The sequence below is a fragment of the Neobacillus sp. SRL179 genome (genome assembly GCF_984799095.1).
The window spans coordinates 3242778-3256912 of the sequence record NZ_OZ481792.1; the positions used below are offsets into that span (position 1 = coordinate 3242778).

Consider the following 14135-nt stretch of genomic DNA (forward strand, 5'->3'; position numbering starts at 1 on the left):
AATAAACATCAAGACAATTATATATTGCCCGCTTAGAAATAAGTTTATGAAAGCTGAATATTAATTTATTTGTCAGAAGTCTGACATCTTTATTTTACTAAATCTTTATGAAATTACAAGAAAAAAGCCGCCAAAATTTTAGGAGACTTTTTTAACTTTATGTGAATGTTTTTGATAAAATTCTATTAATCTATCAAGCTCGCGGATGAAATTTACGATAAACATCCTTAATCCTTGTTTTTGTCACGTTTGTATAGATTTGGGTAGTGGAAATATCTGCATGTCCTAACATTTCTTGAACGGCCCGTAAATCCGCTCCATTTTCAAGCAAATGGGTGGCAAAAGAATGGCGGAGCGTATGCGGAGTAAGCTCTGTTTCTACGCAAGCTTCTTTAGCAATCTTTTTAAGTATTTTCCAAAAACCTTGTCTTGTTAAACGTTGTCCCTGGTGATTTAAAAACAACGCCTCTTCTCGATGTTTCGCTGTCATAAAGTGTGCTCTGCCATGATCTAGGTAATTCTGGACGGCTTCTGTTGCAGCCTTTCCAATTGGAATTATTCTCTCTTTACTTCCTGTACCAATACAGCGAATGTAACCCATCGTTAAATGGATATTATCAAGATTGAGTCCAATTAATTCACTTACACGAATACCCGTCGCGTAAAGGAGTTCTAACATGGCCTTGTCCCTAATCCCATAGTGGTCATTCGGATTTGGTGATTCAAGTAGAGCCTCTACTTCTTGTAAACTTAGCACCTTTGGCAGAGATCTCTGCTGCTTAGGTGTTTCGATTAAAACAGATGGATCCTGGTTGGCAGCTTTATTTCGTAATAAAAATTGATGAAACGCTCTTACAGAGGCAATATGCCTAGCTAATGTTTTCGTTGATTTTCCATGTTCCTTTAAAAAGTTTAAAAAATGAATAATATGAGCACGTTGGACATCATTTAATGACTGAAGGTTTTCTACATTTTTTATATATTGAAGATAACTTTTTATATCTCGTTCGTACGACACAATTGTATTTTCAGCTAATCTCTTTTCTTCTATTAAATACTGTATAAAACCTTTTAATTGTTCTTCCATCAACATTACTCCCCATTTAAATAAAACAACTTCAGCCTGTCTAACATAGAAGAACTTTCTTCATTCACTGATTTCGAAACCTTCAGTGCAGCCCCTTCTGGTCCATCATAGCGATGATAATTTTGGTATTCTTCCGATACCCACATGATACCATAATAAAAGAGAATCGTGCACCCAGTGAAGATAATGAAAACCTTTAATGTCTGAAGAGCAATTTTAATTATAGAAAACATCTGACTTCCCCCAATTCCAATTCGCAATTACCTAGTAAATGGTATGCCAATTTGGGCAGGTTTTATACCTATTTATGGGAAAGCTTTGAAGCAAGGTATAAATAATGCTTCAAACTTGATGAAGTTCTACAAAAGAAAAAAGCCCTTTTGGAAAAAAGGTGCTTTTGTTGTATTATTCGGTTTCTTCTTTGACTTTATCAAGGCAGCGATGACAAATACCATGAAAAGTCAGGCGGTGGTCTTTAATTTTAAAATTCCATCTACGTTCCACAACAGCTTCCACATCTTCAAGTAAGTCTTCTTGAATTTCATCAACCGCGCCACATTCAATACATACCAAATGATGATGAAAATGGGCGGCACCTTCTTGGCGGAGGTCATATCGAGAAACTCCATCACCAAAATTTATTTTATCGACAACTTTTAATTCTGTTAGCAATTCTAACGTTCGATAAACAGTTGCTAAACCGATTTCAGGCGATTTTTCTTTTACGAGGAGGTACACATCTTCAGCACTTAAATGATCCTCTTCATTTTCTAGCAAAACTCGGACGGTTGCTTCACGCTGCGGTGTTAATTTGTAACTCGCAGAATGCAACTGTTTCTTTATTCTTTCTATTCTAGTTTCCATCATGAAGGCCCTCCCTCGCCACTGTTAATTCTCATTATAACAGATGACAAAAGAAGTTCAAAATAAAATTATTATAAACAACATATAATAATTAATATCACCTAATAATTACTTTAAAAAGTGTGTACTTATTATCGTCTTCATTAACCATGGAGACAAATAGGCCTCTACTCCTGATGCGGCTGATATAAATATAACTGCTGCAAGTAACGTGAAAATATATCTTTTAAAAAATGGCATAATTGGCTGGGCATATTTCTTCATAAACTGTCTTTTTATCATCCTGATTGAGAAGATTACTGAGAAAGCGGCCATTAAGATAAACACGGGGATGATAATTAAATTTTGTGGAAGGATCGAAACAAATGCTAACATAAAGCCCTTCCACCCCATTTGACTAACCAGAAAACCAACGGTAAAACCTACAACCATTCCTTTAATAAATAAGAGTATAAGAATAACAGGCAGGCCAATAATGGATATCCCGAGGAGCCACATAAGCCCAATAAATTTACTGTTATGAAAAAAGCTTTGTAAAAATAAATCGTTATCTTCTGCTACTTTACCCTCAGAGACTTGTCCGAAAAATTGTGATAAATAATAGAATAAATCTTCCTTTTGCGTAATACTCATACTGTTTACCACAATAGCGCCAAAGATAACACCCATTAAAAATAAAACAACGATAAATAAAAAAATTGAGGAATGCTCACGAAAATAACTGGCGGCATCTGACTGGTACAATCGTTTTTTCATTTCTACTTTCCTCCTAATACTCTCATTCGGTTAATACAGTTTATGCCAGTCTAGCTTTTCTATGACATATTTTAATAGAGTTCTATTTAAGATTTTGGCAGAAAAAAGATGTCCCAAACCTTTCTGGGACATCCTCTAATCGTCATTATTGATCAGCAATTTTTCCATATTTACCGCCGCCGCCAGCGAAAAGGTTGATACTCCCTACTCTTGCTTTCATGATAAGGTCGGCAATTTTAGCTGGCACAACCTCTTTTAATGCCTCATATGGGACTTCATGCAAGATGGCCATTTCACTGCCAAAATGGTTGACAAGCTTCTCCAGTAAACTCGGACCTAAGCCAGGAATAAACTCTAGGGGAACTTGATGGACATAGGGTGGTCGTCCTTCGGGACTTGTATCCTCCGTCTTTAATTCAAGAATCCGGTCTGCTACCCCTTTAATAATCTTTTTATTGCCGCATAGTTGACAAACTTGGTCAGTTGGGTCTGCAGGATTCAAACATTTCGCACAAACGGTTTTATGATATTTACCTAATAATGGATCAAGACCATAGTTGGCAATCACCTTGCGCCCACTTACCTCTTTTAAGGCCTTTTGCAATTCTAAAAAAGTCGGTTCTTGCATGGCGATTACTTGATATTCACGGGCAATTTTTGCCAACGAGTGAGCATCTGAATTCGTGACAAACGTATAATCATGTAATTCGCCTAATTGATCTGCCATACTTGTATCTGAGCTTAATCCAAGCTCAATTCCGTCAATTAAGTTTGGGTCTAGGACCTCAGTTAAAGACCGATTCACCCCTTTACCATATAAACTTTTAAATGGCGTGAAAACATGGGCAGGAATAAAAATACCGCCTAACTCTTTTACTTTTTTTTGCAAAACTAAACCTGTCACATATATTCGCTGAGAGCTTAGTTGGATATTTTTTAAATGCCCTGACAACCATGAAGAGAATTCCTTCATAACTGATAGGTATGGAAAATAACAAAGCAGGTGGATTGGACCATTGGACTGCTCGTCATAAATCTCCAACTCCGACCCAAGGATCACCGTTAAATCGCCAAATATTAAGCCGCCATCCCGATGTTCAGTGATTTCTCCACTTTGAATGAGACTCTCCATCTCCAAGATGACTTCTGGTGAATGACTGTCAATAATCCCAACCATATTAAGCCCCTTTTCATGGCGGGCATGTTCAATAATATTGGTAAATGTCAGAGATTTAGCACCTGTAATCTTGACCGGTTTGCCTGTCCAAGTTCGGCCAATATGAATATGTAAATCTACATAGTAACGATTCATTTATTTTTCAGCGCCTCTTTTAATTGTAAATATTGAACAGCAAAAATCGTCTTTGCATCAAAAATCTTTTGTTCCCTAATATATTGCTTCGCCTCATCAATTGTTAACTCTTCTAAATTGACAAATTCATCCTCATCAAGTCCAGCCGGATTTACTTTCTTCGTTAATCCTTCTGCTAAATATACATGGACAATTTCATCAGCAAAGCCTGGTGATGTATAAAATGACGTAACTAATTCCAAACTTCTGCACTCATAGCCAGTTTCTTCCTCCAGTTCTCTGAGGGCACAAGCTCTTGGTTCTTCCCCTTTTTCAAGCTTTCCAGCGGGAATTTCAACAATAGTCTTTTCCAATGCTTTGCGATATTGCTCGACCATAACTACTTTATTTTCGTCGGTGATGGCAATTACGGCAACAGCACCAGGATGTTTAATAATTTCTCGTTTTGCAATTTTTCCATTCGGAAGCTCTACATCCTGTAAATGGAGACTGATTACTTTTCCTGAAAATAATTCTTCACTCTTAATTGTCTTTTCCTCAAGGTTGGTCATTACTGTCAACTCCTGTTCTATTCCGTTCAGACTTCGTCATACATTTTATCATACTTTATCGGGAGGGGTATGGATGAAGGCGTATGTTCATGAGAAGGGAATCATCCTTGTTGGCAAGGGTTGGGAAATAGTACAAAAGTTAAAGGAATATAACAAGGAATATGAGTTAGTATCCGATTGGGTTGAAGCTGTGTCGAAAAAATAAATCCTGATGTTTGTAGTCTGCCCCGATCTTTACTAAAATTGTTAAGAAAGGGGGGATTTTTTTGAAAAAAAGAAGACTAGGACATTCGGATTTATATGTAACAGAATTGGGTCTAGGGTGTATGTCGATTGGTACAGAGGAAAAGACTGCGAGAAGTATAATCGAGGCAGCACTTGAGGAAGGAATTAACTATTTTGATACAGCTGATTTATATGACTTTGGTCAAAATGAAGCCATCGTTGGGCGGGCGTTAAAAGCTGTCCGGGAACAAGTTATCATTGCAACAAAAGTTGGCAATCGGTGGAAGCCTAATCAAACTGGCTGGACATGGGATGCCTCCAAGGCATATATCAAAGAAAGTGTGAAAAATAGCTTAAACCGCCTGGGAACTGATTATATTGATCTATACCAATTACATGGCGGAACGATGGATGACCCAATAGACGAAACGATTGAAGCGTTTGAAGAATTGAAAGCCGAGGGATTTATTCGCTATTATGGCATTTCGTCGATTCGACCAAACGTAATTAGAGAATATGTAAAAAAATCTAGGATTGTATCCGTAATGATGCAATACAGCATGTTGGATCGCAGACCTGAAGAAGAGGCATTACCACTCTTACATGAACATGGCATTAGTGTAGTTACTCGCGGCCCGCTTGCTAAAGGACTCTTAAGTGATAAAATGCTTCAAAAGGCCTCTGAAAAAGGGTATCTCGATTACAATTACGATGAGTTAATCGAAATCTTGCCATTGTTAAAAGAAAAAGTGGCGGCTTCCCGGTCATTTACAGAGACAGCTGTTCAATATAATCTTGCGAACCCCGCAGTTTCCTCAGTTGTTGCTGGCGCAAGCAGTCCCGAGCAAATTAAGAGTAATGCTGAGGCGGTAAGGAGCTCATCACTTACTGACGAGGAAATTGCTGTGATTAAAGAGTTAACGAAAGCAAGTATTTATAAAGAACATCGGTAAAAAGGAGAGCAGTTGGCTCTCCTCAGATTGTCGAGAAAGGGTATTTTTCTCGGCAATTTTTAATTTTATTGAATCAATTACCTATTTTTATTTCAAATTTAAAGATTGTCCCTGCTAAGAGGCCTGTTGATTTCCGCTCCAGGTGCTTCGCTTTCCGCGGGCGTGCCGGGGAGCCTCCTCGTCGCTTCGCTCCTGCGGGGTCTCCCCTGCCCCGTACTCCCGCAGGAGTCTTCGCACCTTCCGCTCCAATCAACAGGGATGCAAAGTCAATCTGGTTATACCACACACATTTTCAAGTCTTGCTAAGTGTGTGGTAATCTTTATCATGTTCTGGCAAGCTACAGTAAGGAGAGCTTGCTCACTTGCTTTCTTTATTCCCCCTACCGGCAGTAGCGAAGCCCGTGCTGTTCTTTTGAATCTGCAATGCTTCGCTCATTTTTTTCTGAATCATGAACATCCGTAATAATATTAAACTTCATGTCTGTATTCCGGTGCAAGATAATAGAACATTTCCTGTTTGTTCTCGCGGGACAGAAAAACCACACTCAGGTTCTGTTGTACTGACCCGAATTTCCTTTGTATCCTTCAAATCTCCTTTTCCTTTAACGGCTTTTTTCAATGCTTTATTCTGTCCTCTTCTATCGCCTTATTTAGCTCATCAAATATCTCATGGAAGATATCGGTATTTTTAAAACGAGGTTGGCGATTCCAACTAATCGTAGAGTGATGTGGGACGGAGTCACTGAATTTCAAACCAAAACCAACGATAAGCAACGTTCAATTTTATTTCTCTTTCTAATGTCGTTCAGATCGAATTCCGTATATATAACCAATAAACATCATTTTAAAGAGAATGAGGGGATCAGTAGGACGGCCGTTGTGATCACTATAAAATGGGCGGATTTTTTCAAGTAGAATTGAAAAATCAATATATTTATCAATCGGACGTAAAATGTGGTCGTCGGGAACTAATTCATCAATAGATACAAATTCATATTCATTTTGGCTAAATTCCTTTGGCTGAAACATTGATTAATTTCACCACTTATTTTTTAAATTTTATTGAGATGAAGGCCTATATTGAATGCACCTGTTGATTGGAGCGGAAGGCGCGAAGACTCCTGCGGGAGTACGGGGCAGGGGAGACCCCGCAGGAGCGAAGCGACGAGGAGGCTCCCCGGCACGCCCGCGGAAAGCGAAGCGCCTGGAGCGCAAATCAACAGACCCATGTTCAAAAGGCCATGTATTATAATAACGTAATAACGCGGTGAATTGTTAAAGGTTACGAATAAATTAAAAAGCCATCGAAGGTTTTTCGACAGCCTGAGGAGCTGTAGGCTCTCCTTTTCTTATTTAAACTCATGCCAATTCATTCCGCTTTCATTTAATAGTTCCTCAAATGATTTGTTTTTTTCTTTTAATCTCCGTTCTTCCCGTTTTCTTTGCTCATCTATTTCTTTTTTTCTTTCTTCCTCAGCCTTTAATTGGTCCTGCTGCTCTTTTAGTTGTTTCATAAGATCTGGGTTAATCAAATCTTTAAGCGTTACCGCTGAATCATCCTTTTTAGGTTTAGATTGATTATTGCTTTGTCTCTTTTGCTTTTTCATCCTAAACTCCTCCACAATCAAAATCTCCTTTTATTATACCATTTCGGGGGATAGTGATAACATTAAAAAGGCAGGCTGTTTTTTTGCAGCCTGCCTTAACGATTAATAAGCTTCTAACTTAACGTTCTCATCCACATCCATGGTGGCTTCTGTTGAATTCAGGACATCCTCTACTGAATATCCACTTGCTACTTCGACGAGTCGCAACCCAGAGCTGGTTACATCCATTACCGCACGCTCGGTAATAATTCGGTTGACTACTCCTTTTCCAGTTAACGGCAAGGTACATCGTTTTAATATTTTTGACTCACCTTTTTTATTTACATGCTCCATTATGATAATGATTTTTTGGGCACCGTGAACAAGGTCCATTGCCCCGCCCATTCCTTTTATCATCTTTCCAGGAATCATCCAGTTGGCCAAGTCACCGGTTTCAGATACTTCCATACCTCCCAAAATGGCCAAGTTTACATGCCCGCCGCGAATCATCGCAAATGACTCGGCACTATCGAAATAGGCTGCACCGCTGATGGCCGTAACGGTTTCTTTCCCTGCATTGATTAAATCAGGATCCACTTCTTCTTCTTCTGGATATGGACCAATGCCAAGCAGACCATTTTCTGATTGTAAAACTACTTGTTTGTTAGCTGACATATAATTAGCTACAAGGGTTGGCATACCAATGCCTAAGTTTACATAAAATCCATTTTCAATTTCTTTCTCTGCCCTAATAGCAATTCTCTCTCTGATTGAAACCTTATCATTCGCCACCAGTGCTCTCTCCCTTCAACTGACTCTACTTTTTGACTGTTAATCTCTCAATACGTTTTTCCTGTTTTCCTTTAATAATCGATTGGACATAGATACTAGGGGTATGAATAAAATTTGGATCGAGTTCACCAATTTCACACAGTGTTTCTACCTCAGCTATTGTTACTTTTCCAGCTGCGGCAATCATCGGATTAAAATTTCGGGCCGTTTTATGGTACACAAGGTTACCCATTTTATCGCCTTTCCATGCCCGTATGAGGCTAAAATCGGCGGTCAATGCTTCTTCTAACAGGTATTCCCGGCCGTTAAAAACCTTTGTTTCTTTTCCTTCTGCAATCGGTGTTCCTACCCCCGCAGGCGTATAAAAGGCCGGAATGCCAGCCCCGCCGGCACGTATTTTCTCCGCCAATGTTCCTTGTGGTGTTAGTTCTACTTCCAACTCTCCTGTTAAAACCTGCCGCTCAAATTCTTTATTTTCTCCCACATAAGAGCCAATCATTTTTTTAATTTGTTTATTATTTAAGAGAAGTCCTAAACCCCACTCATCAATTCCGCAGTTATTCGAAATAACCGTTAAATCCTTTACCCCTTTTTCTGCTAAAGCTAGGATTAAATTTTCCGGAATGCCGCACAGACCAAATCCACCTACCATTAATGTTGCACCATCCTGTATATCGGCAACCGCATCCTGGAAGGATGTACAAATTTTCTTCATCTTAATTCTTTCCCCCTCGAAATAAGGTTTTGTACTAGTTAGCAAAGTATTTAATAAATAAAGCGCTCTCAAAATTTTCTTAACTACTTCTTAATTAATAATACCGAAATCACTCTAATTTTGCTAAAATTTTGTTTATTCTTGATTTTTAGAAATCAACACCTCTACAATGAAAGTATGAACCTTGAAGGGGGAAAATGATGTTTAATTTGCCTAAGAAAGTAACGATTATCGAAGTTGGGCCCCGTGATGGGCTGCAAAATGAAAAGTTTTTTATACCAACTGATATAAAAAAACAATTTATTAGTAAATTAAGAACAACCGGAATACAAGAAATGGAGCTTACTTCGTTTGTATCCCCGAAATGGGTTCCACAAATGGGAGATGCCGCTGAAATTGTGGCAGCCTGCCTTGATAGAAATGCAAGAGACATTGTTTTAGCCCCCAATCGAAAAGGTATAGATCGGGTCTATTCAACGAATTGTCAGGCCGTTGCCGTATTTGTTGGGGTTAGTAACAGTTTCAATCTTAAAAACATCAATAAAAGAACGCGGGATAGTATGGCGGAGCTAATGCCGATCATCCATGAACTTAAATCAAAGAATTACTTTGTCCGTGCCTGCATTTCAACGTCCTTTTATTGCCCATATGAGGGGAAAATCAATGAAAGTGATACATTACAACTTTGCCGCGAATTTGTTGATGCTGGTGTTGATGAATTAAGCGTGGCTGATACGATTGGAATGGCAGCACCAAATGAAGCTTTTTCTTTGTTTTCTCAATTAAAGGCCGAATTCCCTGAATGCTTATTAACTGCCCATTTTCATGACACACGCAAGCTTGCCCTAGCCAATATTTTGGCTTCCCTTCAAGCAGGGATTGACCGGTTTGACACCTCTGCCGGCGGACTTGGCGGCTGTCCATTTGCCCCAGGAGCTGCTGGCAATGCGGCGACGGAGGATGTCGTTTATATGCTAGAACGAATGGGCATTCATACTGGTGTAGATCTAAATAAACTGATGGATGCGATCGAAATTGTCCGCCCCCATTTATCGAGAAATATTGAAACAGGATATTATCGTCTGCATGCTCAAACTACTTAAATTCCCTTTTTTCCATGAATAATCAGTCTTCTAGTAATCCATCTTAATAATTGAGACCACTTTGAAGGGAGACTAAATGATGAGTCAAAAGCGGGATAAAGGAAACAGTCAAAGCGGGAAAAATTATGCAGATACAGCCGGCGGTGGGAAGCGGATGATTGCTGCAGAAGAACTTGAAAAAGCTCTCCACCCAACGAAACGGCAGAATGCTGAGCAGTAAATGATGATGATTAAGCCGCTTAGTGGTAACAGCGGCTTTTATTATGTTAAAATTCACTGTAAAATCATGGACACTTAAACTTGATTTTTTTACCTTTTGGGAGGTGCCAAGCGTGAAGAAAGCCTTTAGGGCTCTGTTTGTTTTATTATTTTTTTGGTTATCTCTCGGTTTGTATTTTACAAATCGCCTCATGTATATGAAAAAGAAAGACGAAGAATTGATTTTAAAGAGGGAAAAGGAATCGGGCAGGTATAACCCTGATGAATTTGATACACTCCCAAAACGGGATGTGGACATTCCATCACCATTTGGTTACCAGATTAAAGCCCTTTTAGTCGAACCTCACCAGACCCATCGTTACATCATCATTTCACATGGTGTGACCGAAACAAAAATTAATTCGATTAAGTATGCGAATCTCTTTATAGAACGCGGCTTTAATGCTTTAATTTATGACCATCGTCGTCACGGGGAATCCGGTGGAAAAACAACCAGCTTTGGCCACTATGAAAAATTCGATTTAAAAACGGTCGTGGATTGGCTCAAAAATGAAAAGGGCCCCCATCTTGAGTTAGGGATTCACGGTGAATCAATGGGTGCAGCCACCATGCTTCTATACGCTGGACTTCTCGAGGATGGAGCAGATTTTTATATTGCTGATTGTCCCTTTTCAGATTTCAAAGAGCAGCTTGCCTACCTTATTAAAAAGGACTTCAAGCTCATTCCCAGCCTGTTATTGCCAGTCGGCGATGCCTTTTTACGCTTACGGGACAAATACTCCATTCGAAATGTTTCTCCCATTTCAGTTATAGAAAATATTAAACACCCCGTTCTTTTTATCCATAGCCGGAAAGATGATTTTATCCTGCCGTCCATGTCGAAGGACTTATTTGAGCAAAAAAAGGGACCTAAGATGTTATATATTGCGGAAAATGGCCGCCATGCCCAATCATTTAATGAAAACAGAACGGATTACGAACGAGTGATTGATGAATTTTTGCAGAAATATGTGGAGCATCCATTACCTAGTTAAAACAGACTGTCCATATGGATCAGTCTGTTTTTTCTTTCATTATGAAGCTCATGTGCCCATTTAATATTTGCTGCGGACTTTTTAATTGAAAACAGTTGGTTGTTTTTGAAAAATCAATCGTCATTTGTTCATCCATAAATATTGTTTTTGATTTTTCTATATATACTGTCCGGTCATTTGTTGAGATTGCCAGTTCATCATCGTTTTTCTCTGATTCCAGCCACAAAGCTACGACTCCATTTACGGCACAACCGCAACCGTCGGTATCGTAGACCAATTTTAAATAGCCTTCTTGACCAGCGATTCTTTCATTCAGTTTGTTAGCTGCTGCTTCTGTAATGGATATTTCCACGTTTACTGCTCCCCTCTTTTAGATATGATGATTGTATCATAATTTGGTGGAGCCGCTATTTTTTTGCTTACGCTTTTTGTTGCATTTTCCTCTTCTTCCAGTTAATCTCAAATTACTATACAATGAACAATTAAAAAGGAGTGTTTTTATGTCAAAAGTTCAAATTAAAGTAAACGATAATGGATCACTTAGAATTACTGGCGAGGTAGAATTATTAGATGGTGAAGGCAATGTCTATACAACAAAACCTTCTTTTTCCTTGTGTCGTTGTGGACAGTCTAAAAATAAACCGTTCTGTGATGGCTCACATAAAGGAAATTTCGAATCTCAAGTTCGAGTTCCAAAAGAAGACTAGAATAATAGTGGGGCGGCTTTCTGTGGCCGCTCTTTTTATAACACATCAGGTAAGCCGGATGTCGGCAATCGCTTCGATTGGAATTCGGTGTAACTCGTCAAATCGGTCTACGACATGGAGCTTATGCGCTAGTTCATCCCAGTAATGGATTTTTCCAATGACAATTTCATAGTTATGTTGACGATAATGCGTTATCGTTACATATTGATTAAATTCAATTGCCTCAGATAATGTTTCGTTCATGATCTCTAGCTGTTGCTCATCCAGCTCTTTTTTCTTTTCATAACGGTCTTCTTTAACCCAATCCCTGAGCATTTTCACATGCTCAGGAAGCATCATCGACGTCCATTTGATTTTTCCGCGGTCGCGAATCATATGCATTTCCTTCTTTCTCTTTCACTCAAAGTCCATTATTAACTTCGCACCCTCCTAGTGAAGCAGGTTTTTTCCTAATTACCTTTTATGTCCGCCAACAAGCGTGGCCCGATGTTTAGCGGTTCCTGCTGCTGTATACGAAACTGCCCGCAGGAGAGAACCTGCTCCAAAGCGCCTGCGAATCGAATCGACCACATAACCAAGCTCCCGCCGCTTATCCGCCCCCATGTCAAACAAATCCAGCTGAAGTTCTCGGTCATCCACTATATTACTGATGGCAATTGAAATTTGCCGAACCGTCTTTCCCGTATAGTGCTCATTAAATAATTCGAGACAAACACGATATAGTTCCATCGTTACATTGGTTGGCTGCTCAATTGTTCTGGAACGATGAAAGCCGCCGCCAAATTCATCTTGGCTGTAACCGACACCAAGACTAATGGTTCGTCCTGCCTTTCGATGTGTTCGTGCTCTCCGGGCCACTTCTTCACACATTTCCAAGATAACAGCTTTAATTTCTTTCTCTTCTTTATAATCCCTTAATAAAATCTGGCTTTTCCCAAAACTGATTTGCCCTTGAATAATAGGGGCACCTAATTCAGAAAGGTCCACTCCCCAAGCATGATAATAAAGTTGGTTGCCCATAATTCCAAATTTCTTTTCGAGTTTTTCTAAATCATAGCGCGCTAGTTGACCAACAGTGAAAATGCCCATGCCATTTAAGGTTTTTTCAACACGCCGGCCAATCCCCCACATTTCCCTAAGTGGTGAGACGTTCCATAGTTTTGTTTGTACGTCTTCATATGTCCATTCAGCTATTCCTTTTTTCTTCGCCTCCAGGTCAAGGCAAAGCTTCGCTAATAACATATTGGGGCCGATTCCTACTGAACAGGGAAGTTGAAATTCCCGCTCAATGTCATCCTTAATCTTTTTTCCAATCGTATGAGCATCACCCCACAAATGAAGAGCACCGTCTACTTTAATAAAACTTTCATCGACACTATAAACATGAATTGCTTCTTTTGGAACATAGCGATTAAATACACGGGTAATTTCAGTTGAAATGCGTAAGTAGGTTGCCATTTTCGGCTCAACCACTTGAATTCTTGGGTCATCGGGAATCTCAAACAGTCTCGACCCTGTTTTGATTCCAAATTCTTTTTTTAAACGTGGTGAGGCGGCAAGTACAACACTTCCCTGTCGTTCCTTGTTTCCAGCCACCGCTAAATAGCAATTCAAAGGGTCTAGTCCGAGTATGATAGCGGCACAGCTTGCATAAAAGCTCTTCATGTCGACACACAAAATTTGATTTTTCGGCAATGCGCTGTAATCAATCATAACTCTCCCCCTATAGTTGAATTTTCGAACATTTGTTCTTTTTTATTATATTCATATTCTAAGCGAATATGCGTTCGTATTCAATGGAAATTTTTTGCGGTTTCTGCTCTGGTGATATGTTGAGAAATCAGTATAATGGTGGGTGAGGTGGATTCCGATGGAGAAAAAGCTCATTAATAAAATGATTATTAACTGCTTTAAGCAGTATTACGAGGCAGATTCCATACCGATTAGCATGCAGGATTTGGAAATATTGGCAGCGCAGATTGCTGCTGTCAAAGAAGAGGATCCTGAAGTTGATTTATATGAGATAGTGAATGACATGGTGTATGCGTTTTTAACGGACTAAACCTTTTGAAGCAGGAAAAGGAAGGCATGAGGACTATGAAGGGGATAAAACCTGGTAGGCTGTCCTCATGAACACTCCATGCGGACTAAGTCAGTGCAAAAACACTCGGGGCTGTCCTCATGAACACTCCATGCGGACTAAGTCAGTGCAAAAACACTCGGGGCTGTCC

The 14135-nt window shown here is 39.4% G+C and carries 19 protein-coding genes and 1 pseudogene; 7 read left to right on the forward strand and 13 right to left on the reverse strand.

Annotated features, from left to right (window positions below):
• Nucleotides 1-193 precede the first annotated feature (193 nt).
• From xerD to AC4E8C_RS16035, 6 genes are all read right to left on the reverse strand, one after another.
• Complete coding sequence (gene xerD / locus AC4E8C_RS16010; RefSeq protein ID WP_490207651.1) at nt 194-1087, reverse strand: site-specific tyrosine recombinase XerD; 894 nt, start codon at nt 1085-1087, stop codon at nt 194-196.
• 5 nt (nt 1088-1092) lie between these two features.
• A complete protein-coding gene (locus AC4E8C_RS16015) occupies nt 1093-1320 on the reverse strand; it encodes a YqzK family protein (RefSeq protein ID WP_490207652.1) in 228 nt (75 codons plus the stop codon).
• 172 nt (nt 1321-1492) lie between these two features.
• Complete coding sequence (gene fur, locus AC4E8C_RS16020) at nt 1493-1951, reverse strand: ferric iron uptake transcriptional regulator (protein WP_490212588.1); 459 nt, start codon at nt 1949-1951, stop codon at nt 1493-1495.
• A 108-nt stretch (nt 1952-2059) separates the two neighbouring features.
• Nucleotides 2060-2707, reverse strand: a complete 648-nt coding sequence (gene spoIIM, locus AC4E8C_RS16025) for a stage II sporulation protein M (protein WP_490207653.1) — start codon at nt 2705-2707, stop codon at nt 2060-2062.
• Nucleotides 2708-2852: 145 nt separating this feature from the next.
• Nucleotides 2853-4019, reverse strand: a complete 1167-nt coding sequence (locus tag AC4E8C_RS16030) for an endonuclease Q family protein (protein WP_490207654.1) — start codon at nt 4017-4019, stop codon at nt 2853-2855.
• On the reverse strand, nt 4016-4570 hold the full coding sequence (locus tag AC4E8C_RS16035) for an NUDIX hydrolase (RefSeq protein ID WP_490207655.1): 555 nt from the start codon (nt 4568-4570) through the stop codon (nt 4016-4018). The genes AC4E8C_RS16030 and AC4E8C_RS16035 overlap by 4 nt, the downstream gene beginning before the upstream one ends.
• Nucleotides 4571-4643: 73 nt before the next feature.
• Between AC4E8C_RS16035 and mciZ the strand changes: the two genes are divergently transcribed.
• Nucleotides 4644-4775 (forward strand): Z-ring formation inhibitor MciZ, encoded by a 132-nt coding sequence (gene mciZ / locus AC4E8C_RS16040; RefSeq protein WP_490207656.1) that lies wholly within the window; start codon nt 4644-4646, stop codon nt 4773-4775.
• A 61-nt stretch (nt 4776-4836) separates the two neighbouring features.
• The gene (locus AC4E8C_RS16045) at nt 4837-5748 is read left to right on the forward strand and encodes an aldo/keto reductase (protein WP_490207657.1); all 912 of its coding nucleotides are present in this window, start codon (nt 4837-4839) and stop codon (nt 5746-5748) included.
• Nucleotides 5749-6191: 443 nt separating this feature from the next.
• On the opposite strand, the pseudogene AC4E8C_RS16050 reads toward AC4E8C_RS16045, so the two are convergent.
• The 4 genes and pseudogenes from AC4E8C_RS16050 to AC4E8C_RS16065 form a co-directional block, all read right to left on the reverse strand.
• Nucleotides 6192-6777 (reverse strand): annotated as a pseudogene (locus AC4E8C_RS16050) (transposase); the annotation flags it as partial.
• A 320-nt stretch (nt 6778-7097) separates the two neighbouring features.
• Nucleotides 7098-7355, reverse strand: a complete 258-nt coding sequence (locus AC4E8C_RS16055) for a YqkE family protein (RefSeq protein ID WP_490207658.1) — start codon at nt 7353-7355, stop codon at nt 7098-7100.
• Between the two features lie 102 nt (nt 7356-7457).
• The gene (locus AC4E8C_RS16060; protein ID WP_490207659.1) at nt 7458-8126 is read right to left on the reverse strand and encodes a 3-oxoacid CoA-transferase subunit B; all 669 of its coding nucleotides are present in this window, start codon (nt 8124-8126) and stop codon (nt 7458-7460) included.
• Between the two features lie 25 nt (nt 8127-8151).
• Nucleotides 8152-8841, reverse strand: a complete 690-nt coding sequence (locus tag AC4E8C_RS16065) for a CoA transferase subunit A (protein WP_490207660.1) — start codon at nt 8839-8841, stop codon at nt 8152-8154.
• A gap of 197 nt (nt 8842-9038) precedes the next feature.
• Between AC4E8C_RS16065 and AC4E8C_RS16070 the strand changes: the two genes are divergently transcribed.
• From AC4E8C_RS16070 to AC4E8C_RS16080, 3 genes are all read left to right on the forward strand, one after another.
• Entirely contained in the window at nt 9039-9944 is a 906-nt protein-coding gene (locus tag AC4E8C_RS16070; protein WP_490207661.1) for a hydroxymethylglutaryl-CoA lyase, read from the forward strand.
• A gap of 76 nt (nt 9945-10020) precedes the next feature.
• A complete protein-coding gene (locus tag AC4E8C_RS16075; RefSeq protein WP_490212648.1) occupies nt 10021-10164 on the forward strand; it encodes a hypothetical protein in 144 nt (47 codons plus the stop codon).
• Between the two features lie 112 nt (nt 10165-10276).
• Nucleotides 10277-11197: an alpha/beta hydrolase gene (locus AC4E8C_RS16080; RefSeq protein ID WP_490207662.1), complete on the forward strand. Its 921-nt coding sequence runs from the start codon at nt 10277-10279 to the stop codon at nt 11195-11197.
• A gap of 19 nt (nt 11198-11216) precedes the next feature.
• Here the strand turns inward: AC4E8C_RS16080 and AC4E8C_RS16085 are convergent, their stop codons facing one another.
• Nucleotides 11217-11549 carry an iron-sulfur cluster biosynthesis family protein gene (locus AC4E8C_RS16085; RefSeq protein WP_490207663.1) on the reverse strand — a complete coding sequence of 111 codons (333 nt, stop codon included), beginning with the start codon at nt 11547-11549 and terminating at the stop codon, nt 11217-11219.
• A gap of 148 nt (nt 11550-11697) precedes the next feature.
• Here AC4E8C_RS16085 and AC4E8C_RS16090 point away from each other — a divergent pair, with 148 nt between their 5' ends.
• On the forward strand, nt 11698-11904 hold the full coding sequence (locus AC4E8C_RS16090) for a CDGSH iron-sulfur domain-containing protein (protein WP_490207664.1): 207 nt from the start codon (nt 11698-11700) through the stop codon (nt 11902-11904).
• 45 nt (nt 11905-11949) lie between these two features.
• Here AC4E8C_RS16090 and AC4E8C_RS16095 read toward each other — a convergent pair whose 3' ends face one another.
• On the reverse strand, nt 11950-12279 hold the full coding sequence (locus AC4E8C_RS16095; RefSeq protein ID WP_490207665.1) for a YolD-like family protein: 330 nt from the start codon (nt 12277-12279) through the stop codon (nt 11950-11952).
• A gap of 78 nt (nt 12280-12357) precedes the next feature.
• Nucleotides 12358-13617: a Y-family DNA polymerase gene (locus AC4E8C_RS16100; protein ID WP_490207666.1), complete on the reverse strand. Its 1260-nt coding sequence runs from the start codon at nt 13615-13617 to the stop codon at nt 12358-12360.
• Nucleotides 13618-13774: 157 nt separating this feature from the next.
• On the opposite strand from AC4E8C_RS16100, the gene AC4E8C_RS16105 reads away from it, so the two are divergent.
• Entirely contained in the window at nt 13775-13966 is a 192-nt protein-coding gene (locus tag AC4E8C_RS16105) for a YqzH family protein (RefSeq protein WP_490207667.1), read from the forward strand.
• The last annotated feature ends 169 nt before the right edge of the window (nt 13967-14135 follow it).